The sequence below is a fragment of the Bacillus sp. OV166 genome (genome assembly GCF_900177675.1).
Taxonomy (GTDB): Bacteria; Bacillota; Bacilli; order Bacillales; family Cytobacillaceae; genus Neobacillus.
Map to the genome: position 1 here is coordinate 4,727,168 of NZ_FXWM01000001.1, position 26,654 is coordinate 4,753,821.

A 26,654-nucleotide genomic window follows, 5' to 3' on the forward strand; every position below is an offset into this window, starting at 1 on the left:
GACAGCTAGTTCTATTTAAAGCTTTTGCCTATTCGCAAGATAGGTGCAATATGGAATAAGCCGCCTGGCCACTTCAAATTCCCTATGCTTACAACCTGGCCTCCAATTGACTTCAAATAACCATAGCCTTTGCAGTTGATCCATTCCAACATCAATACCCAGTTCATCAAAGGAATGTTCGTATAATGTGTCGAAATGAGCAGAAAATGTTAATGCAAATTGCTCTAGAACTGTTTTTATTCGATCTGACTCTTCCTCAAATTCATCTAAAAGAAAAGTTTCTAAGTCACCGCGGTACCCTCCGCTGCTAATATTGCTAATCAATTGGGCGTTACCGCTGATCCTGGGATAAATTAAGGTAATTTCCCAAAAACCGCGTCCATTTTTTTGAACATGCAAGCGAAAATCATAGGTTAATCCGGCTTTTGTTTTACATTCAATAAAAGGCTGAAGCAAATATTTTTTCTCAAGGACCAGCCCTTCAATTAGAACCTCCATTTCCTTTTGATTAAGTACGCTAACTTTCTGACCGTCGGTTAATTTGAACAGTTGCTTTTCATTAAGTTTTTCGATAAATAATATTTTTTTACCTTGATTACCGGTTAATGGTTTGATTACAACTCGAGAATGTTCCTGGCAAAAAGAGATAAATTTTTGTGGATGATTTAATTTTGTGGAAGGAATCAAATAACTGGAGAATTCTTTCGCATTAAAGATTTTTTTGTACACTTTGAACTTATTTCCAACAGGATAACTTGTAAAAATAGCATATTCCTTTAATTTTTTCAAAATGGCGGATTCTCTTTTAGATTTAGGGTTGCAGCTGTTAATGATGACTGTTGGAAAGTCGATAACTTTTTGTGCCCATTCACCATGTTGATACACCCAGCCATTAATTTTCAAATGATTAAAATCAACATTGTTGTACGAAAAATAAAAAAAGGGGATTCCTTCCATTTTTGCGACAGCAGCAAAGGGATATGCTTTTTTAACTTCTCGCGGATTTTTTCGATAGTGAAGCATCCCAATCGACTTCAAAATCATCACATCCTTAAAATGGCTCTAAGTAAAACTTGATTTCCTTCGAAGCTATTAATGCAATCTCCTTGGCCTGTTCAGGTGTATCAGCGCTGGCAATCACATAGGCATAGCGATCACCGAGTGAATACGGCTTTGTTAAGATCGCCCCTTTTCTTGGTTTCACATAAACTTCCTTTACACCATCATAATTTAAGGCTTTAGTTTTTCCGGTCACTTTTATGAGTCGGCCCCGTGAACTAACAGTGAGAAATTTTGCATAGACATGTGTCCTTTTCGTTGCTTCTAGATAAGGGTCTTGCCCTAAGTAAAGTTTAAGTGTTTCTTTAATTAAATTGATTCCTGTACCCTCTTGAATAATTCTATTCATTGCACCTCCAGACATTCTTGGATTTATTTCTATTAACTTCCACTTCCCTTCAATAAGCCTCATTTCTAAATGACAAGTACCATTTTCTAATTCAAGTGCTTGAATAATACTTTCAACGGCAATTTGTAATTCCTCTAAAGTCTCATTTTCTACTACGGCCGGATAACAATACCCATTAATAATAAAGCGATCACCATTTAAGACCTCTTGTTCAATTACCGCCACAATAGATATCTGCCCCTCCTTAACGATAACTTCGATTAGGTATTGCGTTCCAATCAAGTATTCTTCAATTAATACCGGAATAGAAGGGAATTTTTTATTTAAGTAGTCCAATCCTTCTTTTAACTCAGAGTAGGTTTCAACCAGTAATACGTCCTTTGACCCATTAGATATGGGGGACTTTAATATAAGTGGTAACTGACGTTGATTTTCCTCGACAAATTGTTGAATAGACTTTTCTCTTTGAAAAATAGTAAACTTTGGTGAAACAGGCAGCGTTTTAAGGTGCTCACGAAACCGAGTTTTCTCTTCTATGATTTCCAAAGCATCCGTGGACATTTGAAAAAGTCCTAATTTTTTCGAGATTCGCGCCGCAAAAGAGACAAATGGATCAATGAAACTAATAACAGCACAGATTTGTTTTCTATCTTCTTCAAGGTTATTAATTATTGAAAAAATCTTCTCCTTATCCATTAAATTTTCGACATATACCATCTGATGAACTTCAGGGAATTCTTTCTCTTGCTTTATAAATTCTCTTCTGTTCGTTAACAAAACAGTATAATAACCCATAGTTGTTGAAATACTCAGAGCTTCTCGGCTCGTTCCTGATTTGTTACTTCCAATAAAGACAATTGTTTGCATACCAACCTACTTCCTCTTTGTTTTTTATTGGCCATTTCTTTTAGTCAACAAATATTTCCCATAGCATATTGGGGTGATGTAGGTTTCCCGCCATGTTTCGAACATTAAAGCATTACGAAATGCTAACCTTAGATCTCGGGCATTACATTCAATAAACATTGGAAAACCATCCATTGTAATTCCAACATCAAGTCCAATATCTGCAAAGTTAGGAGTTTGATCACCCAAATGTTTGGCAACCCTTAAGGATAAACGTTCAACGTCGGCGACTACCTGTCTTTCATTAAGGTGTGGGAGGTTTCTAAGAATATCTTCAAAAACAACGCTAGCACCACCACTAGCAACATTTGTAACGAAGTGCCCTGTTTTTGCTACTTTCCCCACCATCCCTGTCACTTGCCATTCTCCAAACCCATTTCGTTGGACGGTTACCCGAACGTCAAATGGATTATTATTATATTCTGCAAGTTGAATTCTCTCTTGGATTATATACATCCCGCTTGTTACCAAAGATTTTATTTTCAATGGTAATTGTTCCGCAGGGAGCATTTCTTCCAGCCACAAGTCATTTTGGGGATAGATTAACAAGCACTCTGTATCGTTAAGGCGTGTAGCTCTCATGTTACGTTTTCCAAATGTACCATTGCTTGGTTTTATGATTAACTCGCTATGTTTTCCCATCATTTCGACCATATTACCAAGATTGAAGCGAACGGTTTCTGGGAGATGTGGTCTAATATCTACACATTCCATTAATAACTTATGAGTTTTGTATTTCCCATATTGATTCCATTCATTAAAAATGATTAAGCCTTCAGCTAGTAACATTTTAATCTGTTTCTTTGCATCCTTCGAACAATGATACCCTCTATTATGAATCACCAATGGTTTAGGAATAGTGTTCTTCAGATACACACCGTTACTATTCATCACATAACCCGTTATCTCTGGTTCGCCAGGCAGTAACTCCTCCAAACGAAGATACACAGGAATTAAATTATTTATATTCCCCCCTTCCTCATAGAAAGCCAGGATTTCTGGTTGTTTTCCGCGGTCAAGTTCTCTATATAATTGCGAGCTGATTATAATTCCAATATATTGCTGTTCCAAGCTATTTCCCCGCCTTATTTATAAGGTTTAGGTTCAGTTAACATAAATAAACTGCTTTCTTACTATTAAATGCAAAAGTTATGTATTTGGAGAGATAAAAACCCAAATTAATTTGAAACATTCATTAAATACGTGAATACACTAACTTACATTAATCTAAGAGGTGTTTTGCTTCATGAGATCTAAACCAAAGGTAGCCTTTATTACCCCTGGTTCCTTCCCAATACCATGCTCCCGTTCAAGTTCAGTAGAAACAGTTGTAGAAATGCAAACAAACATTCTTCAAAACGATGTTGATTTTACGATATTTGGAAAAAGGGCTAAAGGAATGGCCTCTACTGAAAAACAAGGAAATATTTCTTTTATCCGGTTTCCTTATCAAAATTGGACAAGGTATCTCACAAAGGTTATTACTAAGTTATCTAAACTCAATCCTGATATCATCCAAATTGAAAATCGCCCTAAATATATTCCTATCATTAGGAAAAAGTTTCAAAAAGTTCCAATTTGGTTGTCACTACACTCGACGATGTTTATTTCAAGTCCACATATTGAAAAGGAAAAGTTAATTAGTTGTCTTCATCAAGCTGATAAGATCATTGTTAACAGCCATTTTCTTAAAAACTATTTAATTTTTCAAACCAGTTGTGAGGCAAATAAAGTCATTGTAAAAATTATATAGGTGTGGATATAAGACAATTTCAATCGCAGGACGGGGTATTTGATCAATACACAAAACATTGAAGTGGAACTATCCAATTGTGTTATTCAGCTCTTAAACAATCCCAAAAGAATTAAAAGGTTAGGTCTTAACAGTATAGATCGAGTGAAGGAAAATTTCACATGGGAAAATAGTGCTAACCGTATCCTCCAATTGTATAACCAAATTGTATCTGAAAAATAATAGAACGTCCCTTTTTGGATGAATCAAAAGGGACGTGAAGGACTATAAATATGCTCTTTCTTGGAAGTGAAGAGTATTTCCAAATGCATCTTCATCAAGAATTTGAAACCCTTGAATTTGAACTGCATAAAACATTGGTTGATTACGAATTTTTAAATACTTATCATAATCCAATTTCTTAAAGCCTTTGAAGCTAGGATATATATTTGCTTCAAGAATCCACGGGAAGCCAACTTCATCTAAGGCAATATCTATACCAAATTCGGAGAAATGTTCATTTCTTTGATCCATGATGCGGCAAAATCTTTGACAAAGGTTTACTATATTCCGATAAACAAGCGAATAGCTGAGGCCCTGGGAAGTCTTCTTGATAACTGTTTCTAACGTCATCGCTTCTCCACCCCGAGCAATATTAGTTAGATCCTCATCTTCTCGAGCAACCCTGCATTCAATTCCAGTGCATTGCCACTTCCCTTTGTTATATTTCTGCATCACAACCCTGACATCAAGGGCTCGATTATTTACCTTTAAAAGCGGAATGTAGGTTTGAAATAAATACTCCTGTTTAAAAATTCCAAACTCCTTTAATAATACTTGTAAACCTTCTTTATCCTTCAATCTGTGTTGTACCTTTGTCATATTCCGATAATCGTATAAACTAAAACCTTCTGTTTCGTCATTTAATTCTAGTATGAAAATTCCGCGTCCTCTTGATAAGCTAACAGGCTTTAAAATAATTTTCTTATTTTCTATTAAAAAGTCAATTAATTCTTCCATGTTATTTAAAAGGAAAGTTGCAGGTAAGTGTTGTTTAATTTCTGGGGTATTTTTTAATAAATATAGATCCGATTTTTTAAAGTGGTAGGAGTTAAATAAATTATTATTGGTTATATCCACTAGTTGTCTAATATTATCTTTCTTTTGATGGAAATTTCTACGGTATATGGTAGAGGGAATCGGAGTAGAATCATAGCGCCAATGTTTTTTTACTGGGTCATAGATCATCCCATATGCAATTCTCTTTTCCCAATCGACTGACCTTGCTGAAAAGGCGATCGTTACTCCGCCATAGCGATGAAATTCACCAAAACGGTCATTGAATTTCTCCATATAATCCAAATGATAAAAGTGATTTTTTTCACCCAATAGTAAGCCAATTGTTGGACCGATAATTGCCTTTCTCTCTGAAAATTGGATTTGATAAACTAGGTCAACAGGAAGATGCATGGATTCTACTAGCGTGTCGGAAACAAAAAGCTCTATGGGATTTTGAAAGGAATTATGTCTTAGCGGAATTGCGTCTTCATAATTTACAAAGTGACATGGCTGCTCATTTACCCCAAATTTTACAAATTCAGGTTGTTCCCTCCAGCTTTCTGTAATTCGGTTAGATAATTTCATTTTCATTTCATGGTCTTGAAAAACTTTAAATTTCACCCAAACATTCTCAAAAAGCTGACTTGATTTCCTGATAAACGGCGTAATATTATTGTCGTGTAATTCTCCACTGCTTACATGAACGGTTGCCTCAGTTTCTCCACTATACGTTTGCAATGTCTTATCATCGTTTTTCAATTCCCTGATTTCTTTTGCTAGATCAATCGGCCACCTAAGAATCCTACCCGCTACTTTTTTGTTGCTATAACTTATGTCTTTCACAATGGTAAGGATAGGACAAGTGGAATGAATTCGAATTTCACCAGTTTCCATCCCCACAAATTGAAGACCAATTTCATAAATTCTTGGATAATAATAGTGAATAATTTCTAAAATTCGATGGCTTACTTCATAAAGGTATTCTTGTGTCTCTTCTTGCATTTGGTAATCACCGGTAAGTAGCAGATAGGCTTCCTTAAAGGTTAACACTTGGTCATTATTCTTGGCATAAATAATCGGAGTCGTCCATTGATGTTGACAATCTTTTTGCCCTAAAACGTAAAAACTAAATGAAGTCGGAATTTGATTTTCCGCTATTAAATTAATATCCTTTAGTTCAGGATGTGTTGCTATCAATTCTAGGAAATGCTTATTCTTAATATTATTCTTTTCATTTATGAGAGTTACACCTGTTTGCTGTGCAAGTTTAAAGATTGTCCGATTGTTTTTCTTACGATGATAATTTGTGGGATTATAGATTATTGACGGAATATCAACGAAACCTAGTAAAACGATCTCCTCATCCTTTATCATAATTGCATTTCCCTTACGCTCGTTTACAAGCAATCCTTCGATATTAATAAATAGTACGTCAAAATTTAACTCATCGCCCGCTTTTGCATATTGTAAAACATAGGAATCATCATCGTTTAATTCCTCTTGGGCCAGCCTATTCCATTGCCGCATAGTTAAAATAATTCCAATAGACTTTTCATCCATTACTCAGTCACCTTCAATCATTTCAGGTCATTTATAATATTTCTATTCATGATTCTATGAAACTGTATAGGCATATGGGAGTAACACGCTGATATTAGTCTTTTATTTTCAACGATTTCTTCCATTGTTCAAAGAGGTAAGGCTCTTGATTATTTACATGGTCTAAAAACGTTACCAATAAACCCAATTGTTTTAAGTCTTTGAAAAGTCGTTTTGGAAACGACCTTTGAATTTTAAAAGAATTAAAAAGATCTATGATTTTCAACTTTCCATTCTTATCATAGATTGAGTGTCGCAAGGAGAAATCAATTCTCATAAACTGTAAACTTCTGAGTTCTTTTATTACATTGATAATTTCAATTGTTAAATCCTCGGAAATTGTCTTGGATTTTTCAAGAAATTCTTGTAAGGAAGGTCCAGTAAGGTATTCCATAATAATATAATTTTCTCCCGTTTCATAAACCTTTGGTAAAATAGCTGTTTTTTCACCGGTTTGTTGTAGTACCTGCTTTTCTCGAAGGCAATATATTTGTTTTGAATAAATTTTCACACAGCGTTCTTCGGATAGTTTAAACACTGCACCTTGTAATCCTTTTCCAATGAGTGGATAGTCGGTTGGATTGGCTTGAACCTGAACTGGTTTTCCCGGCGTAACGACAATTTGGGTAAAATCATTCAACTTGCATTATCTCCTTTATTGGAAATTATTATTGTGTTGTGCTTCTTGTTAAAGCATATCCAGAGACTACTTTTTATGAAAATGGTAGAAGTGCATCAATAAATTCTTGTGCCGATTGATACCGTTTGAGTTTATACTTTCTTGTTGCTTTTCTCAGAACCTTTTGTAATTTCTGATTGGGAATCTGTTTGCACGCCTGTTTTTTTCGATACGGTGCAAAACCAGTTAACAGGTACAAGCATACACATGCAGCACTATATATATCTGAGCAGTAGTTTATATTAGCAGTAAAGAAATGATTTTGTTTCTTAAGTTCCGGTGGTCGATACCATCTCGTTGCCCCTCGATGATTTCCAATGTATTCACCAGAGTCATTGGTGCGGACAGCAGAGCCGAAATCGATGATTTTTACTGTTTGGGGGTCATCATTACAAATTAAAATGTTATGTGGAGTAATATCGCAATGGAGAATGCCATGTTGGTGGATCACCTTTAACCCTTTAAGGATGTTAATTGTTATTTGAACGGCTAATTCTTGATCATGGATGATCCCTTTTTTGTAATGCCCAAGCCTTCCCCCTTCGTGATATTCTAAAACAATATACCCTTTATGTTCATCCACAAAAAAATCTAGACAGGTGATGATATGTTTATGAACCGGTAAGCTTCTTAGTATATCGCTCTCTTGTTCTGCTTCTCTTCTGCTATCAACCTTTTTTATTACTACCCTTTCATTTCGTTGATTCAGACCAAAAAAGACAAGGCTTGTCGCACCCTTACCAATAGTTTGATGATCCAGTGTATACTTTTCGAATGTAGCTCCCCCTTTGTGACCCCTGTTTTTTATATCTTATTATTAGTAAGACAAGAATTCCTGTATGTTTATCCATAAAAAAATAAGGTTGTCTCTAGTGGACAACCTTATTTTTTCAGGAAACATACGCTTCGTCTATTGGCAAGAGCCGTTGCAATCCACGAAGTTCTAATTCCATTAACTTATTCAATGCTTTTTCTTTTTCAATACGAAGTCCTGCATCATCCAATGAACAGCTCACTGGAACATCGCATTTTATTTCGGCAAGCAGTCTCGACAAATGGAGCATGTCTAAATCCTGCTCAATTTTAGTCTTATTTGACTTTGATAATCGATCTAAATTAGAGATTATGCCCTCAATATGTTCAAACTCCTGTAAGAGCTTAAGAGCTGTCTTCTCTCCTATTCCTTTTACACCAGGATAATTATCACTAGGGTCCCCCATGAGGGCTTTTAAATCAATCATCTGCCGAGGAGTAATTCCTTTTTCTTCAAAGAAGGAATCTGGTGTATGAACCAGGTAATTTCCATAACCTTTTTTCAACAAAATAACAGAAATACTATCATCAAGCAGTTGCAGCATATCCTGGTCACCGGTTAGGATGGACACATGGGCAAAGTCCTTTGATTGATTAGCGATTGTTCCAATGCAGTCATCTGCTTCATAGCCTGCTAATCCAATATTGGGGATATCAAAGGAAGCAACCACTTCTTTTACTAAATCAAATTGTGGGATAAGCTCTATCGGAGCTTCACCGCGATTACCTTTATAATCTGAGAATAATTCAGTACGAAAGGTCTTACTACCCATATCCCAACAAACAGCGAGATGGGAAGGTTTAAATGATGAAACTGCCGTGAATAAATGCTTAACAAAGCCATGAATTCCATTGGTCGGTGTTCCATTTGAATTTATCATAAATTGTCCTGTAACTGCCGTAGCGTAAAAAGCTCGGAATAGCAACGCCATTCCATCAACAAGCATAAGTGAAGGCTTCTGATTAGTCATATTGGACCTCCTTATTTGGTGTCGTTTAAAAACAACACGCTATCCATTATAACATAAGTTGGCCTGAAAGATTATTCTATTTTATGATCAGCATAAGAGATCCAATCACTAAAGCTTCCAACATAAAGCTTTACTTTATTAAAACCAGCCTCCTTTAATGCCAGGTAATTAGGTGTGGCCGTGACCCCAGATCCACAGTAAACAATAATATCCATATTAGGTTCGATATCTGAAAACCTTTGTCTCTGTTCCTCAGCTTGTTTATATCGCCCGCCACGAATCCCCTCCATCCACGGCTTATTTATGGCACCAGGGATATGCCCGGCTTTTTTATCAATCGGTTCTTCTAGCCCTAGATATCTTTTTGATTCCCTTGAATCGATTAATATCTTGTTTTCCAGCTGTTTTTCGACTACTTCTTTTACTTCTTCGGTAGTTGCTAGTAATTCCGGCTTTAGGTTGTAATGGAATTTTACCTTTTCAAATGCAGGAATATCTTTTGTTACTGGATAATTTGCTGCTGCCCATCCATTAAATCCCTCATCAAGTACATAAACATTTTCATGACCAAGGTATTGAAGCAGCCACCAAAAGCGGGCTGCATACGCCCCTTCACCGGTATCATAGGCGACAACGACTGTGTTTTCATTAATCCCCTCTTTCTCAAGTTTCATGATAAATTCCTCAAGTCTAGGCAAAGGATGCCGTCCGCCATGGACTTGAACTGGATTTGATAAATCTTTTTCTAAATCAAAGAAAACTGCGCTAGGTAAATGACCTTTTAAATATTCCTGTCTCCCTTTTTCTGGTTCAGCTAATGAAAACCGGCAATCGACAACCCTTATATTGCTCTCGGTTAAGCTTTTCAATAACCATTCTTTGTCTTTAACAAATTTCACGCAGCTTCCTCCTCGTCATTGATTAATACTTTATAAGTTTTTTTGTATTTCCCTTAAATATTCAATAGAAATTCCGCCATCTAAGGCTGAAAGATAACTCAAATAAAAATCATTTACTTGTTCGTTCATTTGTTCTAATAGGCGATTGAATTCCTTTGTTATTTCATCTGAATAATGTGTTTTTAAACGGTGAGCTCCATGCGATAGATATTCATCCGCAGGCAAATTCAGCACTTGATACAGTTCATCACTCATGAATTTTTTTTCATTTTTTTCAAAAAATGATTTTGGATTTTTAAAGTACGACAAGGCTTTAGAAAATAATTGTTTATTCATATCTTTAAAAGCGATAGGAAATTCGATTGCTTGTTGATGCTTCACTTCAAATGCTGAAAAGGAAAGGTCTTGATTGATTTCTTGTAAATTTCGGATGAGACCTGATTGGTAATCAGCCAATTGCTTTTGGGCAAATCTTTCCAGGCGGACTGTCGTTGCTCGCAATTCCTGAGCAAAATCAAAGCCTAGACTTTCGAGAAATTCATCCAGTGCAGCTAGTAATACTTTTTTCAAATGACGACCATCATCCTTTAGTATGGCGGGATTAAATGACTCCCTAAAGAAATCTCCAAAGCGGAGGAAGACTCTTTGTTTAATGTAATAAACTAACTCTTCTGCTTCCTGGTACAAACGATTTTGCAAGTTTTCAATCGTTTGGTTTTTCAATGACACTAAGATAACTGCTTTTTGTTTTTCAATAGTCCCGCGTTTTCTCTCTTTTACAGTTTGGTCTTCCTGTGAACTTTTGATAAGTTTATCAATTAAATCATGAACCCGGGTTATTTCTTTTTCTGCAGAGGAAATAGCCATTTCCGTTAGTTCATTAGTAATAAAATGATAAAAGGCCTGCTCAAAGTTAGCCATTCCAGAATGCGAAATAGGATTTGAAATCTCCTTTTCTTTTAATGCCAGCAAGCTTGATACAGGATAGAGATGAGGATTTCTTATTCCATATTTGCTAAGCTGCTCCTCGACATATTCAATAACGGTTTCCTTTTCTTCTTCATTCTCAGCAAGATCAATGGCATTAATAATAAAGAACATTTTATCCATTTGAAAGGATTCCTTTACACGTCCAAGCTGGATTAAAAATTCACGATCTGCTTTCGAAAATGCATGATTGTAATAGGTAACAAAAAAACATGCATCCGAATTTTTAATGTAATCAAAAGCGACACCTGTATGGCGGGCATTGATAGAATCCGCTCCTGGTGTATCAACCAGAGTAATTCCTTTATTAGTTAACTCGCATTCGTAGTAGAGCTCAATCCATTCTACGAAGCAGGATTTTTCCTCATTAGCAACGAAATCGGTAAATTCACTTAAGTCTGTTTCAAGAACGATTCCCAAAGAATTACCAAATGATTGATAACCTTTAGTAAATGCCTGTAAGAAAGCAATATGTGTCTTCTCCAAGACACCGCCTTCTTGCTGTTTTTGAAGCATAACCTGGTCAATTTTTTTGACCGCACCATCAAAATCATCTGCTTGGAGTTCAAAAACCCTTAATGAGCGATTTACATCTTCAAGCATGGCTGATGCTTCCTTAAACTTAACAAGCACGGTGCCATGCGGATGTCTTTCCGTAACAGGTTTAATTTTGTTAATGGCTGCAGTCGTTGGATTTGGTGAAACAGGCAGGATCTTAGCACCCATAAGTGCATTGGCAAAAGAAGATTTGCCTGCACTAAATGCTCCAAATAATGCTACGGTAAATCCCTTGTTTTCGAGTCTTTCCGCTTTTTCGGATAATTCTTTAGAAAGCTTATAAAAACCAGGGAGGTCTTTAATTAAGGATGAAGTCTTTAATAGACGTTCGACGGTTCTCTCCAAATGATTGCCTGATGGAAGTACCTTTGGATCATTTTTCGCACCCTCAATCACTTTGCCTTTCAAATCGTTCTTCTTGTTGCTACTTCCGTTTTCAGGCCTTAGCTGTGTTTTGACCACTTCATATTGTTCTTCGTCCTGACTAAAAAGATGATAAATATCTTCTTGTAAAATATCATCTTGTGTTAATAACTCTTCGATCTTTGTTTCCTTCAACTTAGCATTCTGCTTAACCTTTTCTAGTTCTGACAAGGCATTTAGGTATCGATCGTTTTTGCTTAGTTCCTGTTCATACTGTCCAATTAATTTAGCTGTTTGTTGCTTTAATGCTTTTAGGAACTCTTCCTTAAAAATAGCCAGTTTTTGTCGTGCGATTTTTTTAATTTCATTAGCCACGTCTTCTGTGTAATGTAAGACATATTCTCCTGATACTCGTGCCCCAGTTTTAACAGTATCGGATAAAAGGTTTGCCTGCACATCGATTGAATAAGACTGCGCCAAGCCCTGTAAATCTCCCCCGTCAAGACCCATTTCCTTTAAGGTGCGTAGTAAATATTCGCGTACGTGCCACTCGAGCTGAGATTTTGTTTTATCATAAATATCATGATGAAAGCGTTCAAGCCTCACATTCTTCTCATCCAACGTCTTTTGCTTGGAAAATATGAATCCAACTTTGAATTCCGGTTGACATGATTCCAAATAACTCTCCGCTAACTCTCTGGTTTGAAATGGCATGAGGTATGCGTTTTTTAGTATTTGGGCAATTTGATGATCAAATTCCTTCTCTGTTCCGATTACCCCCTCTTTTAAAGTCCGGAGGTTTCCTTCCATTTCTCGAGAACTATTAGATAATTCACTTATTTCGTCCTCAGTTAATTCATTCAAAACCTCAACGATAGGTCTTAGCTCACGCTCATCTAATTTCCTTAATTGAGCAATATGATCTTGGGTAATTTTTTTTAAGGAATGAAAAACCGATGGTATTAATAATTGGTCTTTAGAGGCCAATTTTTCTGTAATAAATTTCTGAAGATCATTGAATTCATTGAAGGCATGGTTTTTATTTTTCAAAGAAGTATAAAAAATTCTTGCTGGTTTCACTCCCCACGATGCAAACGAATCAACCACACTGTTTTGAAACTCATCGAAGCTCAATTCTTCATCCTTGTGTTTATCAATTTGGTTAATTACTAAATAAACTTCTTTTCCAGCTTGGGTTAATTCCTTTGTAAATAAAAAATTCAACTCTGCTTGGACGTGGTTAAAATCCATGACATATAGAACGATATCGGCAAGATGAATTGCTGATTCGGTTGCAATCCGGTGGGCATCATCAGCAGAATCAATACCAGGTGTATCCATGATTACCGTATTATCAGGTAAGCCTGAGTGACTGTGACTAATTTCAATTTCTTCAATTTGATCGCCGTCTTTGCAATAATTTTTAACTAATTCATAATCATACGGAGCTAAATAGATGCGAGGCTTTTCATTTTTGAAAAAGACCTTTGCATATTCTTCTCCAGCTTTTACTTTCACTAAGTTTGCACTTGTCGGAATTGGACTAGATGGAAGTAAATTCTCTCCAACGAGTTGATTGATCATTGTCGATTTCCCTGCAGAGAAATGACCACAAAATGCAATCATAAACTCTTTGTTCTTCAGCTTCTTTGCTAGTTGTTTTATTTTTTCCGCATTTTCATAATCTTCTTGTTCGTTTATATATTCAAATACTGAAACGATTTTAGTTTTTAGTGTTTGGATGACTTCTTCTTGATGGGCTATTTTCACCATTTACTTATTCCCCTTAGCAACTTTGTAATATTTTTTATTTTATACGATAATTCAAACTTTTCCTATCTTGACACTTCTTTTACATAAAACAAATTTTTTCCAAAAACGACAAAAGCCAAGGTGTAAGACCCTGGCTCCCAAAATACACTATTAATTTAATGTGTAACGTTTTTTAAGACGTGCTTCATGACATATGCATAAATAATAACCGTTCCACCAACTAAAGCAAAAGTCATTTGTAACACCTTCCTTATCAGACCTTCATTGAGAATGATTTTCATCGATAACCAAAGTTTAACATAGGTGATAATCATTTTCAATAGCCCATTTTTAACTGTCACAATTATTTAACAACTTTAGGTAGAAAACGATTACAATCCTGAAATGTCCCTTCATATTCCGTCAGCTCCCTAAGCGCCTTTTCCTCCTCAGGTATACGAATCCTAAGCACGATGATATATAATATCGTAAATAAACTAGCTGTAAAATAAGCGTTGAACAACAATGGAATAACAGCCAGTTCAACCGCAACAACTAAATAATTGGGATGTCTGATAAAACGGTATGGTCCCTTTCTAATCACATTCGCATTTCTTAAGACAATAATTTTTGTATTCCAAAACCTTCCTAATGACGCGATCGCCCATATTCTAAATAGCTGGGCTATAAGAAAAACAATTATTAGGATGCCCCATAAAGGAGATAGACCCAAATTCATGAAAATTTTTTCACAACTTAAGAAAATAAAAAACAGTGCATGCATCGTCACCATATAACGATAATGCTTTTCGCCAAATTCAATGGCCCCACGTTTCTTCATCCACTTTTCATTGCTTTTTGCTATTCTTAGCTCAACAATCCGCTGAAGGCCGATGAATCCTACTAATATCAGAAATGAGATAATATCTTTCATTTTACTCCCACCTAAATAAAAGCAGTTCGGAACTGAAACCAGGTCCAAGCGCGGTACCAAGTCCTAAAGCATCCTGAGGAATATCCATCTCCATGTAACGTTTCAGCACATAAAATATCGTTGTTGAAGACATATTCCCAAATTGTTTTAACACTTCAAGTGAAACGTCAGTCATGGATGGAGGTAACTCTAATGATTTTACATAGGCATCTATCACTTTTTTTCCACCCGGATGAGCAATAAAATAGTCTATTTGTTCAAGGTTGATTTGATGTTCACCTAAAAATCCACTTACATTCGGCTTTAACCACTCCTCTATGATCTGGGGGATATCCCGAGAAAATACGACAAACAGCCCCGTGCTCTTAATAGCCCAGCCCATTACATCTAAAGAGTTCGGCATAAGAGTGGACTGTGTAGCAATGATGGAGGGGGATGTCGGCTTCTTCCTGAAATCTGAAAAGTATGAATCATCACCGCAAACCAAGGCACAGGCTACACCATCGGCAAACAAAGAAGTTCCGATTAAATTACTTTTCGAAAGATCGTTGCGCTGAAACGTTAGGCTGCAAAGCTCAACTGAGAGTACTAGGGCCTTTGCTTTTGGAAAGGCAAGACAATATTCATAGGCTCTCGATAGACCAGCAGCACCGCCTGCACAGCCAAGTCCCCAAATAGGCACCCTCTTTGTGTGTGAATTAAACGGGAGGAGATTCATGATTCTCGCTTCGATACTAGGTGTGGCCATCCCCGTGGTTGAGATAAAAAAAATGATATCAATTTCTTGATAATTAATATTTCGCTTTAAGTAATCCTTATTATTTAAACACTTCTCGATTGCTTCTTTTCCAAGTGTCACCGCAGATTCAATATATGCAGAATTTTTTTCTTCAAAAGTATGTTCTTCTTTAAACCAATCGAGATTTTTAACAAAATGTCTTTTTTCAATTTGTCCATTTTGAAAAGCTCGTAAAAGTCTTTCAATATCCTTAAAGGAATCTGAGAAAAGCTCTCGTGCAAACTCCAAAGCTTGATTTTGATTAACTTCAAAAGGGGGAGTAACCTCTGCAACTGAAATAATTGTAGGCATGTTTTTTCTCCTTCAATCTATGTAAGGGTATTTTTTCCAGTTTAAAGGTTTTTATTCAAGAGTTTCAGAAAGCAAAAAAAAAGCTTCCCTATATAAAGAGGAAACCAAAAGTTTCCACTCTGGGAAGCAAACGTTTTGAAGGTTGTTGCTGTGCTCTTAAATTATATAATGGATATTGATTTCATTCATTAACTAATGATTTCCAGTTCCGAATTTCTAAATAAACAGCAAGAAAAATGCTTATTAATGTTTTTTCACCTTATTTTTTATCGGGTTGTTTTTGAACTTCAATTTTAATTTTATTTTTTACTAATGTTCCGCAGATTTTACAGATTTCTACCTGGTCATACAAAAGGCGGCAATTATCACAATAATATTTTTCCACAAAAACACACTCTTTTCTGAAGGAAAATATGAATTTCTTAATATCATATTTATAGGATTCCAAAGTGTGACATTCATTTCAAAAAGGGTGGTTAATTTCGTGTGTGAATGATTATTCAATTACTTTTATCACAGGTAAAGTGTGATAGTTCACATTTTAGTCACAAATACCCCCTGGCAATTGTGATATAAATCACTGTTACATCAATTTTATAATATTAACATAGTAGATATCTAAGGAATGAACATTTTGTGAACTGCTAATTTTGTTATTTTTTCTTCACAATTGTTTTGTATTATGAAAGAGAACTAATCATTTATTTTAACTACTCTGAAGGGAGTGCAGGGGGATGGCGAATGCGGAACTTAAAACAAACCAAAAAACAGAAATAGAAGACAGCTCTTCTCTTAAAGGGACATTAGCGTCCGTTTTCTTATTGGGAGCTTTTATTGTTGTCACTTGGGTAAGTGTCTATTACCTATTTGTTGAACGCTTTTAATAATTGAAGGGGGAAAGAATTATGCATATGCATAAGTTCGAGAAGATTTGGCTAACTTTCGGAATTAGTGCACTGGTAGTATTTTTGACAGTTGTGGGTGTAAGCGCATTCTATCTTGGCAACAAGCCGCCAAGTTGTTTAACTACGATTAATGTGGATAAGGTCGATCAAACAAAACCATTTGATAAACCAGGATTACATAAGGTTGAAGGTAAGGATTGGGACTATGAATTAGTATATGTAGCTGCAGCGTTCTCCTATAATCCAGTGAAAGTGGAAGTACCAGTTGGGGCAAAGGTAAAAGTTATTGCTACAACCAAAGATGTTGTCCACGGGTTTGAAGTAGCTGGCACAAATATTAACATGATGCTTGAACCTGGTTATGTCAGCGAATATACAACCACGTTTGATAAAGCTGGTGAATATTTAATTGTTTGTAATGAATATTGTGGTGCTGGTCACCATTTAATGAGTTCGATGATTGAGGTGGTAAAATAATGGCTAACTCGACAGCAGCAAAAGTAAAAGTTGATCCTCGTGATGCAAAGCTTTCAATGGCCCACTTTTTTGTTGCCTTCTCTGCACTTGCACTTGGTGGTTTAATGGGGCTTTTACAAACCCTTGTCCGTTCCGGTAAATGGGAGCTTCCATGGGGTATTGATTACTACCAAATCTTAACCGTCCATGGTGTTTTAATGGGATTGGTTTTAACGACATTTTTTATTATGGGATTTCAGTATGCTGCCGTAAGCAGAACCACTGGCGGTCATTCAAATGCTGCCCGCCGCACTGGCTGGATCGGTTTTTGGATCATGTTAGTCGGTACCTTAATGGCAGCTACCATGGTTTTACTTAAGGAAGCATCCGTACTTTACACTTTTTATGCACCTCTTAAAGCCCATTGGATATTTTACTTAGGCTTAACCTTCGTCGTTATAGGAAGCTGGATTGATGGTGCTTCACAAATCATGACCTATGCAAAATGGAGGAAGAATAATCCCGGACAGCCAAGTCCGTTATTAAGCTTTATGGCTGTTATAAATACAGTCATGTGGATTATTGCTACTCTTGGAGTTGCAGCAACCGTATTGTTCCAATTACTTCCTTGGTCGCTTGGATTAGTTGATACTGTTGATGTGTTAGTAAGTCGGACTTTATTCTGGTATTTTGGGCATCCACTTGTTTATTTCTGGTTATTGCCTGCATATATGTGTTGGTATGCGATTATCCCGAAAATTATTGGTGGGAAAATTTTCTCTGATTCATTAGCACGTTTGTCATTTATTTTGTTCCTGCTATTCTCGATTCCGGTTGGTTTTCACCATCAATTAACAGAGCCAGGTATTGACCCTGCCTGGAAGTACTTACAGGTTATCCTAACATTCATGGTTATTATTCCATCGTTAATGACTGCCTTCTCTCTTTTCGCAACCTTCGAGAGATATGGTCGCTCAAAAGGAGCAAAAGGCCTGTTTGGCTGGTTTAAGGTTCTGCCATGGGGAGATGCTCGTTTCACAGTTCCATTTATTGGTATGGCATCATTTATTCCTGCTGGAGCTGGTGGTATTATCAATGCATCCAATCAAATGGACCAGGTAGTTCATAATACTATTTGGGTGACAGGACACTTCCATTTAACTGCTGCAACTTCGGTTGTATTAACGTTCTTTGGGATCTCCTATTGGTTGGTACCACATTTAACTGGACGTAAATTGACAAAAGCAATGAATAAATTAGGAATAATCCAAGCATGGGTTTGGTTTATTGGAATGGCATTCATGTCAGGTGCAATGCACTTTCAAGGTCTACTTGGCGGTCCAAGACGTTCCGCTTTCTCTACCTACGGCGGGGCAAAGCAAGCAGCAGAATGGATTCCTTATCAAATCGCTCAAGCAGTTGGCGGGACCATTTTATTCCTAGGGATTATTCTGGTTATTATCATATTTATCAATCTTGCCTTCTTTGCTCCAAAAGGGGAAGAGGAATTCCCTGTTGTTGTTGCAGAAAATCTTGATGAAAAAGCACCAATGGTATTTGAAAACTGGAAACTGTGGCTTGGAATTGCAGCAGCCCTTATTCTTTTTGCTTACACGATTCCGTTTATCGATATTATTCAAAATGCCCCTCCAGGTTCAAAAGGATTTCAGACTTGGAGTAAATGGTAATAAGAAAAGCGGAAGCGCCTTGTTTAGGGGCGACAGGCATAAGACGAGCCGGCGTGAAGGTTGCTTTTTAACCTTCAGGACGGATTGGCTTATGATCCCGAGCCCCTAGGCGCTGGAGCTAGACAGTTATCTAAGTTCAAAAACTTATATTTTCTTATCTTGTAAGAAAAAGGCTTCAATCTCATCGATTGAAGCCCTTTTGTTTCATTGTTACATTGCTTTAATCACAATGAGCCTTTTTCATTTAACAAATAAATCTTTCTATATTTCTCATAAAGATAATCAATTAAATATTTAGGATTTAGGCCCTCTCCTGTAACATCCTGTAAGATTTCAAGCGGTTTTTTCATTTTTCCATATTGGTGGATATTTTCGGTCAGCCATTCTTTTATCGGCAAAATGGTACCGTCTTCGGCTAATTGATCAAAGTTCGGAAGATCATCCATCATTTTATGCTTAAATTGTGCTGCATACATGTAGCCTAAGGCATAAGATGGGAAATAACCAAAGCTGCCTCCTGCCCAATGGACATCTTGAAGAACTCCCTGTGCATCATTTTCAGGGCAAATTCCTAAGTATTCTTCGTACTTGTCATTCCAAATAGTCGGTAAATCCTTTACATCGATCTCATCATTGAATAAGCCTTTTTCAATTTCATAGCGGATAATAACATGGAGCGGGTATGTTAATTCATCTGCTTCAATTCTAATGAATGACGGTTTAGATTCGTTTATAGCGCGATAGAATTCTTCAATTTCCACTTGGTCAAATTGACCATTTGCATATTCTTTTAAAAGATCGTAGTTATTTTTCCAAAATGGTAAACTTCGTCCAAGGATGTTCTCATAAAAAAGAGACTGAGATTCGTGAATTCCAGTTGATGTTCCTGAACAAAGAGGAGTCCCAATCAAGTCTTTAGAAACATTCTGTTCATATAAAGCATGACCGCCTTCATGAATCGTGCCAAAAACTGCTGTCCGAAAGTCGTTTTCGTCATATTTGGTGGTAACGCGGACATCGCCAGGATTTAACCCAATTGCAAAAGGATGAACGGTTTCATCCAGTCTTCCTGCTTGAAAGTTATAACCTATTTTGCCAAGGATCTTCAAACTAAATTCACGTTGTTTTTCCTTTGGAAATTTTTCATATAGAAAATCCGTTTTTGGTTTATGTGGAGATTTTGAAATTTGTTTAACCAAAGGAACTATTTTATCTCTTAATTCACCAAATACTTGATCTAAAACTTTCATTGTGATGCCAGGTTCGTACATATCTAATAACACATCATATTTATTAACTTCATGACCCCAATATGTGATAAACTTTTTTGTCATCGCGACAAGCTTTTCTAAGTAAGGACTAAATAAGGCAAAATCCGAATTTTCCTTCGCTTCCTCCCACACACTCTCTGCCTTTGACTGGAGAATCACAAATTCCTTGTATTCTTCAGCTGGGATTTTTTTATTTCTTTCATATTCTTTTTTACATTCTTCGAGGATTTTGCGTGTCTTTTCTGACAGTGATTGTTTTGATAAATTAGCTATGTATGCTGCCATCTCTTCAGAAGTAGACATTTTAAATACTTCGGACGATAACATCCCAATTACTTCGGACCGTTGTTCCACCCCTTGCTTCGGGGCCCCAGTTCTTAGATCCCAATAAACTAATCCAAGTGCTTCGTTGTAGGCAGACATCTTTTTCACATAATCTAGAAATTCTTTTTCTAATAGTTCATACTTCAATGCAATCCCCCCCTTTTAATTCCCATTAAATTTTAACACATTATTCTGAAAAGTATGCAAAATACTGTTCACAAGTTAATAAAAAAACAACAGAAAGAAGTTCTGTTGTCAGAAAGGGTATTTTTCTCGGCAATTTTTTATTCTCAGCATTTAATTATTCATTGTACCTGCTAATGGGCCTGTTGATTTGCGCGGAGGGCACGTAGACTCCTGCGGGATTACGGGGCAGGGGAGACCCCGCAGGCGCTTCAGCGCCGAGGAGGCTCCCCGGCACGCCCGCGGAAAGCGAAGTGCCTGGAGCGCAAATCAACAGACATGTTGCAAAGTCTATATATCATAACAAATTAACGCGGTGAATTGTTAAAGTTATTGTAGAAAATAATAGGCTGCCGAAAGTTTCTCGACTGCCTGACAACAGAAAGAATTTCTGTTGTAAAATAAATTTATAGGGAAAAGAGGATGCTAGATGGAAAATAACTAAATAAAGCACTACCAAATGGTTAAACAACTGGGATTGTTAAGAAGTCACTTTTTTCAACGATTACTTCTTAGCAATGGCTACTCTCCATGTTTCAGGACCTTCCTCAAGGTACTCCCAAGAGAATTGCTCATGTCTTTCCATCATGAATTGATATAATAGTGGTCTAGGGTCATGGTCATTTACAATCATCATTGTCTCACCTGATACTAAACCGTCAAATCCGCCAAAGATTGTTGGATGTTTTTCACGTGGTGGAAAATCTGGAACATTAATGACTTTTGCGTAAGTTTGCATTATTTTCACTCCCATTAGTTTGTTAACTTCCTTTTTATTATAAGGAAACTTGGTCTAAAACTTAGTGAGTGGTATCACACCAATAAGATGATTTTGTTAATACAGGGGGTATGACCAATGAAGGAACTAATTGGAAAGTGTAAGTGCTGCAGTAAAGAAATTTATTGCTTAGATGGCTTTTTTAACGGTATCCATACCGAGGAGAAAGAGATTTATTGTTTTGAATGCCACGAAATATTGATTTTGAACAAAGAAAATCCGCAAAGCTGACCTTTGCGGATTTTTCTATTAATCCTCGTCAATTGAAAGATCTTTAACAGGGAGTTTTTCTCCTTCTTTGTGGGTTGGCTTCCGTAAATTAAAGATTGCTTTAATACAGAATAACAATAATACTACCACTCCGATTAAGAAAATGGTGTCAGGCACCGCACGCCATGTTAATAATGTTTCAACAATATCCTTTTGTAGGAATGATGCTGAACGAGAAGCAGCATAACCATGATTAAAAGCTTCTTTGATTTGAATGAAACCAACAGGAAGCAAGGATAGGAAAACCATTCCTGCAAGTCCAACGTTTAACATGATACAGCTAAATTTAATCCACTTATCATTCCATGCCTCTGGTTTTACAATGTTTCTCAATGAGTAAAGTAATACTGCACATGCAAACATTCCGTACACACCCATCATGGATCCATGACCGTGAGCAGGTGTTAAGAATTGTCCGTGTTCAAAATAGCTGACTGCCGGTAAGTTAATTAAGAATCCAAGCACACCTGCGCCAACTAAGTTCCAAATAGCAACAGAGATTAAGAACCAGAACGTTCCTTTGTATGGGAAATCTACCCCACCCTCACGCATCATCTTATATTGCTCATATGCTTCAAGGATTAACAATGTTAACGGAATTACTTCTAATGCTGAGAATACTGCTCCAAGAGCCAGCCAAACTTCTGCTGAACCATTATAGTAGTAGTGGTGACCGATTCCAATTACCCCACTGCCCAAGAGCAGGATCAATTGGAAATAAAGTTGTCTTACTGTAGATTTTTTCGTTACAAGACCGAGTTGAACCAATAAGAAACCAATAACAACAACCGCAAAAACCTCAAAAATACCTTCTACCCATAAGTGAATAATCCACCAGCGCCAGTAATCTGCAAATGTGAAGCTTGTACCTGGGTTGATAAACAAGGCAAATATATAGAATGCTGGCACCGCGATGGCTGAGTAGAATAACAGATGAATAAGTCCGCCTTTATCATTCTCTCTCTTCAGACCAGCCCTGACACCTCTATAAACGATAAACAGCCAAATTAGCATACCGACAATCAAAATAATCTGCCAGATACGTCCAAGCTCAATGTACTCCCAGCCAGTATGACCGAATAAGAACCAGTTGTTTCCTAAGTAGCCATTTGCACCTAGCCATTCTCCGACCATACTTCCGACAACAAGGACAACCAGTGCCCAGAATAAAATATCTACTAATAAACCTTGTTTCTTAGGCTCATAACCTCCAACTAGCGGCGCTACATATATTCCCATTCCAAGCCATGCCGTAGCGATCCAGAAGATAGCAAGCTGTAGGTGGTAACCTTTTGTAATATTAAATGGAAGAATATCGTGAATCCACTTCATACCGAAGAAACTATCAGGTTCGATATAATAGTGAGCTAGTAACGCCCCAAACATACACTGGACAAAGAATAATGCTGCCACAATGACGAAGTATTTTCCTGTTTTCACCTGAGAGCTCGTCACCGGCACTTTCCGTAAATCAATTCGTGGGAAATTACCTTCTTTATAGGCTTCCTGCATACCAAATTGATAACGGTAGAAAATAAATAGGATAACTCCAACCATTAATACAAATAATGTTATGCTAGCACCGCTCCACCAAATAGCAGAAAAGGATAATTGGTTTCCTGCGTCTTCATAGTAAGGCCAATTATTAGTATACGTGATTTTATCACCTTCGCGGACTGTACTTGAAAGCCACGCAGTCCAGAAAAAGAAATCAGATATTTGGGTGATTTGATCCCCTTTTGCAACATAAGCTCGATCGTCTTTTGGCATATCCCCTTCTTTAATAAGGTTTGCCTTTAACCCCCAACCGTCGCCTTTAGTAAATATCTTTTTATAGTACTCTCTTACTTTTTCAAGTCCAAACACTTGAGCATTTGTTAGTTTCATTGTATCGCTTTTGCTATCATAACGATTTTTACGCATTTCTTTTATTACTTTATTTTTTATAACGGATTTTTGATCTTCATTTAATGAAGCATAATCTTTACCGAATTCATCATTTGCTTTAAAATCTTGCATTCCTTCAGTATAGAGCTTTAAAGCTTCCGCTGTATAATCGGGACCCATATAAGAACCGTGACCTAAAACGGTACCATAATCCATTAAACCGTACTTTTGAAAAACGGCCTGTCCGCCCATAATTGTATCTTTTGTAAATAAAACGTCACCCTTTTCATTGGTAACCTCTACAGGTCTTGGTGCCTGCTCCTTAAAGATCCAATAGCCACCTCCTAGTAATACCGTGAAGCTCAGTAAAATGGTTATAACTAATATTGATTTAAGCATTGCATTTTTATTCGTCTTCACCACTTTTTTGGTTGGTGTTCCCCGTTGTATTTCCATTCCAAATTCACCCTTTCATATTTTCTCACAAATCGTATTGTAACTTTCACAAGACCGTCACACAGTGAAGCAACTCATCGTACTCCTGTGATATTTCCCACACCACAGTTCCGACTGAGAATTATTTTCATAAAAACTAGTTATCTATGACGGAGGTCACATAATTACAGTGAAAACACTGCTACAATTTAGTCAAACAGAATTACTAATACGAAGGTGATGTTAATGAAGCAAGAGGACATAGTAAAAAGATTGTCTGAGGTCCCAATCTTCAAAGAATTATCGGCAGAAGAATTAGAGCCCATCGTGAAGATTGCACAAACTCGTTTTTATAAACATAAGAGGTATATTTTTATGCAGGACGATCCACTTGACCGAGTTTTCTTTATTCATAGTGGAAAAATAAAGATCTGTAAAACAGACCAATCAGGGAAAGAACAACTAATATCCGTGCTTGAACCTGGTGAAATGTTTCCACATGCAGGATTTTTCAGAAAAGGAAATTTCCCAGCTCATGCGGAAGTGATGGAAGATACAAATCTGATTGTTATTCCCATAGATAAGTTTGAAGAAATACTTATTTCCTATCCAGAGCTTTGCATCAAGTTATTCAAAGTATTAGGAGAAAAAATAGTAGATTTGCAGGGAAGATTAGAAGCACAAGTTCTCCATAACACTTTTGAACAAATAATATTACTACTTATTTGGCTCTGTAAATCAAATGGCGAGATGGTTGGCGAGCGCTATAAGCTAACAACGCAGTTCACCAATCGCGAATTAGCCAATATGATTGGCACTTCAAGAGAAACTGTCAGTAGGACGATCAATCATGTGAAAAAGAAAGACTATGTTGCCTTGGATGAGGATGGTTTTTACCTAATTGACAGGGAAGCCCTTCAGCGGGAATTATTCTATTAATTTAGCAGGCTTGGATTTATAAAATATAAGAGGAGTTGTAACTACGATGGAACAACGAATTATCGAACTTGATGTACGCGAGGATTTAAAGAATAAAATTGAACCCTTTCAAAAAATAATAGAGGCTATTAAGGAAGTAAAGGATAATGATATATTTATCCTTCATGCCCCCTTTAAACCAGTACCACTTTTCGCGGTATTAAAAGCAAAAGGCTTTACTCATGAAGAAGAAGAAATTGAGAGTAAACATTGGAAAGTAACTTTTACAAAGAAAGCTTAATGGAAGAAGGGGTGAATATTCATGATTTTGGATAATCGAGGTTTAGAACCGCCACAGCCAATGATGAGAACCTTAGCCGCCTTGGAAACCCTTGGGAAAAATGAGGTTTTGACAATAATTAATGACCGCAGGCCGATGTTCCTTTATGAGCAATTAGAAGAATTAGGCTATCAGCAGCGTACAGAACAACAAAATGACGGAAGTTTTAAAATTGAAATCTTCCGGTAAGAGGGTGAAATGTCATGCTTCCTCAAAATATGGGAAGTGAAACGAATATTATGCTTCCATTTTCATTTATCTTGTTTAGTTTAATTGCCTTGGTGTTTTCACAAATTCTTCTTTTAGTAAATGGTCAATTGATGGCGGATGGGAGCTTTAGAATCCCAGTAATTTGGGCAACAGCCCATTTATTAATTCTAGGCTGGGCATTAATGGCAGCAATGGGAGCGATGTATCAGCTTGTACCTGTTGCATTCCTAACTAAAATATGGAATGAAAGATTTGGTTTTATACAATTTTTTCTTACTGCGATCGGTATAACTTCATTTTCAGCGATGTTATATTGGTCACCACAAAATGCAATGATTCCTGGTGTCCTTACTTTACTCGGCATCTTAATGTTTTTATTCCAAATGTTTTTGACACTAAAAAAACAAGCAAAACCAACTATTCTTACAGCTTTCGTCGGTTCGTCCCTTGTTTGTTTATTTATTACGATTTCTTTAGGGATTACATTGATTTATTGCTTAAAAACAGGATTTGCCGGTGAATATTATCAATCGATTTTTAAAGCCCATTTATTAATGGGAGTTACTGGTTGGTTTACATTGTTAATTTTTGGATTTTCATATAAGATGGTGCCTATGTTTTCGCTAACTCATGGTTTTCCGATGATTCAGGCTAAATATGTTTATGTTTTTTATCTTTCAGGTCTTGTTGTATCGCTGGTTTCCTTCTTTACTAATAACAATACCCTTTTGAAAATTGGTTTCTTGCTGCTTTTAATAGGATTTTCCATTTTCAGCTGGCATATTAGAATAATCATCAAAAAAAGATTGAAGAAAACATTAGATAAACCTTTTACGATTGCACTAGTGGCTATTGGGTTTGGAAATGTCATTCATTTTGCAGCTTTTATAATGCTTTGGAATCATGATGTTAACACTTTTACTGGCCCGCTTATCTATGCCTATTTATTACTTTGGATTGTCTTAAGTATTGTTAGTTATTTATATAAAATAGTTCCATTCCTTTGGTGGACTTACAAATACAGTAAGGAAATCGGGAAAAATAAGGTCCCTTCATTAAAAGAGATGATGAATGAAAAAATGGTTATTCCGTTATTTTCTTTATTTATTGTCGCTATACTGATAGTTTTTTGTGCTCTAGCTTTTCATATTGCTATTCTCTTTAATGTTGGTCAGTCCGTACTTTCGATTGTTTTTATTATCATTGCAATTAATATCCTAAGCGTATTAAAAAAATAGT

General features: G+C 36.5%; 24 protein-coding genes. 9 read left to right on the forward strand and 15 right to left on the reverse strand.

Going from position 1 to position 26,654, the window contains the following annotated elements; all coding sequences use genetic code 11:
• Nucleotides 1-15: 15 nt before the first annotated feature.
• From CCK98_RS23160 to CCK98_RS23170, 3 genes are read right to left on the reverse strand one after another with little or no spacing between them, the layout of a single operon-like run.
• Complete coding sequence (locus CCK98_RS23160) at nt 16-1,038, reverse strand: YheC/YheD family protein (protein WP_179195909.1); 1,023 nt, start codon at nt 1,036-1,038, stop codon at nt 16-18.
• A gap of 13 nt (nt 1,039-1,051) precedes the next feature.
• A complete protein-coding gene (locus CCK98_RS23165) occupies nt 1,052-2,275 on the reverse strand; it encodes an ATP-grasp domain-containing protein (protein ID WP_088088729.1) in 1,224 nt (407 codons plus the stop codon).
• A gap of 24 nt (nt 2,276-2,299) precedes the next feature.
• Nucleotides 2,300-3,385: a YheC/YheD family protein gene (locus CCK98_RS23170; protein ID WP_088088730.1), complete on the reverse strand. Its 1,086-nt coding sequence runs from the start codon at nt 3,383-3,385 to the stop codon at nt 2,300-2,302.
• A gap of 175 nt (nt 3,386-3,560) precedes the next feature.
• On the opposite strand from CCK98_RS23170, the gene CCK98_RS23175 reads away from it, so the two are divergent.
• Nucleotides 3,561-4,067 carry a glycosyltransferase gene (locus CCK98_RS23175; RefSeq protein WP_088088731.1) on the forward strand — a complete coding sequence of 169 codons (507 nt, stop codon included), beginning with the start codon at nt 3,561-3,563 and terminating at the stop codon, nt 4,065-4,067.
• A 264-nt stretch (nt 4,068-4,331) separates the two neighbouring features.
• Here CCK98_RS23175 and CCK98_RS23180 read toward each other — a convergent pair whose 3' ends face one another.
• From CCK98_RS23180 to CCK98_RS23220, 9 genes are all read right to left on the reverse strand, one after another.
• A complete protein-coding gene (locus tag CCK98_RS23180; protein WP_088088732.1) occupies nt 4,332-6,665 on the reverse strand; it encodes a YheC/YheD family protein in 2,334 nt (777 codons plus the stop codon).
• Nucleotides 6,666-6,759: 94 nt separating this feature from the next.
• Nucleotides 6,760-7,344, reverse strand: a complete 585-nt coding sequence (locus CCK98_RS23185) for a hypothetical protein (protein WP_088088733.1) — start codon at nt 7,342-7,344, stop codon at nt 6,760-6,762.
• Nucleotides 7,345-7,417: 73 nt separating this feature from the next.
• Nucleotides 7,418-8,191 (reverse strand): serine/threonine-protein kinase, encoded by a 774-nt coding sequence (locus CCK98_RS23190; RefSeq protein WP_088088734.1) that lies wholly within the window; start codon nt 8,189-8,191, stop codon nt 7,418-7,420.
• Between the two features lie 82 nt (nt 8,192-8,273).
• Nucleotides 8,274-9,167 (reverse strand): 5'-3' exonuclease H3TH domain-containing protein, encoded by an 894-nt coding sequence (locus tag CCK98_RS23195; protein WP_088088735.1) that lies wholly within the window; start codon nt 9,165-9,167, stop codon nt 8,274-8,276.
• Between the two features lie 71 nt (nt 9,168-9,238).
• Nucleotides 9,239-10,066, reverse strand: a complete 828-nt coding sequence (locus CCK98_RS23200) for a sulfurtransferase (protein WP_088088736.1) — start codon at nt 10,064-10,066, stop codon at nt 9,239-9,241.
• A gap of 30 nt (nt 10,067-10,096) precedes the next feature.
• Nucleotides 10,097-13,747, reverse strand: coding sequence for a dynamin family protein (locus CCK98_RS23205; RefSeq protein ID WP_088088737.1), 3,651 nt, complete (start codon nt 13,745-13,747; stop codon nt 10,097-10,099).
• Nucleotides 13,748-13,902: 155 nt separating this feature from the next.
• Entirely contained in the window at nt 13,903-14,061 is a 159-nt protein-coding gene (locus tag CCK98_RS35605; RefSeq protein ID WP_179195910.1) for a hypothetical protein, read from the reverse strand.
• Nucleotides 14,062-14,090: 29 nt separating this feature from the next.
• On the reverse strand, nt 14,091-14,660 hold the full coding sequence (locus tag CCK98_RS23215; protein WP_088088739.1) for an isoprenylcysteine carboxyl methyltransferase family protein: 570 nt from the start codon (nt 14,658-14,660) through the stop codon (nt 14,091-14,093).
• A gap of 1 nt (nt 14,661) precedes the next feature.
• Nucleotides 14,662-15,750 carry a type III polyketide synthase gene (locus CCK98_RS23220; RefSeq protein WP_088088740.1) on the reverse strand — a complete coding sequence of 363 codons (1,089 nt, stop codon included), beginning with the start codon at nt 15,748-15,750 and terminating at the stop codon, nt 14,662-14,664.
• Nucleotides 15,751-16,484: 734 nt separating this feature from the next.
• Here CCK98_RS23220 and CCK98_RS23225 point away from each other — a divergent pair.
• From CCK98_RS23225 to CCK98_RS23235, 3 genes are read left to right on the forward strand one after another with little or no spacing between them, the layout of a single operon-like run.
• A complete protein-coding gene (locus CCK98_RS23225) occupies nt 16,485-16,634 on the forward strand; it encodes a cytochrome c oxidase subunit 2A (RefSeq protein ID WP_088088741.1) in 150 nt (49 codons plus the stop codon).
• A gap of 21 nt (nt 16,635-16,655) precedes the next feature.
• Nucleotides 16,656-17,132, forward strand: coding sequence for a cytochrome c oxidase subunit II (locus tag CCK98_RS23230; protein ID WP_088088742.1), 477 nt, complete (start codon nt 16,656-16,658; stop codon nt 17,130-17,132).
• Complete coding sequence (locus CCK98_RS23235; protein WP_088088743.1) at nt 17,132-18,799, forward strand: b(o/a)3-type cytochrome-c oxidase subunit 1; 1,668 nt, start codon at nt 17,132-17,134, stop codon at nt 18,797-18,799. Before CCK98_RS23230 ends, CCK98_RS23235 begins: the two co-directional genes overlap by 1 nt.
• A gap of 224 nt (nt 18,800-19,023) precedes the next feature.
• Here CCK98_RS23235 and CCK98_RS23240 read toward each other — a convergent pair whose 3' ends face one another.
• Nucleotides 19,024-20,541 (reverse strand): carboxypeptidase M32, encoded by a 1,518-nt coding sequence (locus tag CCK98_RS23240; protein ID WP_088088744.1) that lies wholly within the window; start codon nt 20,539-20,541, stop codon nt 19,024-19,026.
• Nucleotides 20,542-21,082: 541 nt separating this feature from the next.
• Entirely contained in the window at nt 21,083-21,316 is a 234-nt protein-coding gene (locus tag CCK98_RS23245; protein ID WP_088088745.1) for a DUF2249 domain-containing protein, read from the reverse strand.
• A gap of 117 nt (nt 21,317-21,433) precedes the next feature.
• On the opposite strand from CCK98_RS23245, the gene CCK98_RS35610 reads away from it, so the two are divergent.
• The gene (locus CCK98_RS35610) at nt 21,434-21,586 is read left to right on the forward strand and encodes a hypothetical protein (protein ID WP_179195911.1); all 153 of its coding nucleotides are present in this window, start codon (nt 21,434-21,436) and stop codon (nt 21,584-21,586) included.
• Nucleotides 21,587-21,604: 18 nt separating this feature from the next.
• Here the strand turns inward: CCK98_RS35610 and CCK98_RS23250 are convergent, their stop codons facing one another.
• Nucleotides 21,605-23,968 carry a nitric-oxide reductase large subunit gene (locus CCK98_RS23250; protein WP_088088746.1) on the reverse strand — a complete coding sequence of 788 codons (2,364 nt, stop codon included), beginning with the start codon at nt 23,966-23,968 and terminating at the stop codon, nt 21,605-21,607.
• A 225-nt stretch (nt 23,969-24,193) separates the two neighbouring features.
• Here CCK98_RS23250 and CCK98_RS23255 point away from each other — a divergent pair, with 225 nt between their 5' ends.
• Genes CCK98_RS23255 through CCK98_RS23270 form a run of 4 tightly spaced genes read left to right on the forward strand, consistent with a single transcriptional unit; the run spans nt 24,194 to nt 26,653 of the window.
• Entirely contained in the window at nt 24,194-24,886 is a 693-nt protein-coding gene (locus tag CCK98_RS23255; RefSeq protein WP_088088747.1) for a Crp/Fnr family transcriptional regulator, read from the forward strand.
• 46 nt (nt 24,887-24,932) lie between these two features.
• The gene (locus tag CCK98_RS23260; RefSeq protein WP_088088748.1) at nt 24,933-25,166 is read left to right on the forward strand and encodes a DUF2249 domain-containing protein; all 234 of its coding nucleotides are present in this window, start codon (nt 24,933-24,935) and stop codon (nt 25,164-25,166) included.
• 21 nt (nt 25,167-25,187) lie between these two features.
• Nucleotides 25,188-25,394, forward strand: a complete 207-nt coding sequence (locus tag CCK98_RS23265; RefSeq protein ID WP_088088749.1) for a DUF2249 domain-containing protein — start codon at nt 25,188-25,190, stop codon at nt 25,392-25,394.
• A gap of 14 nt (nt 25,395-25,408) precedes the next feature.
• Nucleotides 25,409-26,653 (forward strand): hypothetical protein, encoded by a 1,245-nt coding sequence (locus tag CCK98_RS23270; RefSeq protein ID WP_088088750.1) that lies wholly within the window; start codon nt 25,409-25,411, stop codon nt 26,651-26,653.
• Nucleotide 26,654 lies beyond the last annotated feature (1 nt).

Coding starts and splice junctions, on each gene's coding strand:
- CCK98_RS23165 (WP_088088729.1), bottom strand. CDS start 2,275: ATGCAAACAATTGTCTTTATTGGAAGTAACAAATCAGGAACGAGCCGA.
- CCK98_RS23175 (WP_088088731.1), top strand. CDS start 3,561: ATGAGATCTAAACCAAAGGTAGCCTTTATTACCCCTGGTTCCTTCCCA.
- CCK98_RS23180 (WP_088088732.1), bottom strand. CDS start 6,665: ATGGATGAAAAGTCTATTGGAATTATTTTAACTATGCGGCAATGGAAT.
- CCK98_RS23195 (WP_088088735.1), bottom strand. CDS start 9,167: ATGACTAATCAGAAGCCTTCACTTATGCTTGTTGATGGAATGGCGTTG.
- CCK98_RS23205 (WP_088088737.1), bottom strand. CDS start 13,747: ATGGTGAAAATAGCCCATCAAGAAGAAGTCATCCAAACACTAAAAACT.
- CCK98_RS35605 (WP_179195910.1), bottom strand. CDS start 14,061: ATGATTATCACCTATGTTAAACTTTGGTTATCGATGAAAATCATTCTC.
- CCK98_RS23215 (WP_088088739.1), bottom strand. CDS start 14,660: ATGAAAGATATTATCTCATTTCTGATATTAGTAGGATTCATCGGCCTT.
- CCK98_RS23220 (WP_088088740.1), bottom strand. CDS start 15,750: ATGCCTACAATTATTTCAGTTGCAGAGGTTACTCCCCCTTTTGAAGTT.
- CCK98_RS23225 (WP_088088741.1), top strand. CDS start 16,485: ATGGCGAATGCGGAACTTAAAACAAACCAAAAAACAGAAATAGAAGAC.
- CCK98_RS23230 (WP_088088742.1), top strand. CDS start 16,656: ATGCATATGCATAAGTTCGAGAAGATTTGGCTAACTTTCGGAATTAGT.
- CCK98_RS23235 (WP_088088743.1), top strand. CDS start 17,132: ATGGCTAACTCGACAGCAGCAAAAGTAAAAGTTGATCCTCGTGATGCA.
- CCK98_RS23245 (WP_088088745.1), bottom strand. CDS start 21,316: ATGCAAACTTACGCAAAAGTCATTAATGTTCCAGATTTTCCACCACGT.
- CCK98_RS35610 (WP_179195911.1), top strand. CDS start 21,434: ATGAAGGAACTAATTGGAAAGTGTAAGTGCTGCAGTAAAGAAATTTAT.
- CCK98_RS23250 (WP_088088746.1), bottom strand. CDS start 23,968: ATGGAAATACAACGGGGAACACCAACCAAAAAAGTGGTGAAGACGAAT.
- CCK98_RS23255 (WP_088088747.1), top strand. CDS start 24,194: ATGAAGCAAGAGGACATAGTAAAAAGATTGTCTGAGGTCCCAATCTTC.
- CCK98_RS23260 (WP_088088748.1), top strand. CDS start 24,933: ATGGAACAACGAATTATCGAACTTGATGTACGCGAGGATTTAAAGAAT.
- CCK98_RS23265 (WP_088088749.1), top strand. CDS start 25,188: ATGATTTTGGATAATCGAGGTTTAGAACCGCCACAGCCAATGATGAGA.
- CCK98_RS23270 (WP_088088750.1), top strand. CDS start 25,409: ATGCTTCCTCAAAATATGGGAAGTGAAACGAATATTATGCTTCCATTT.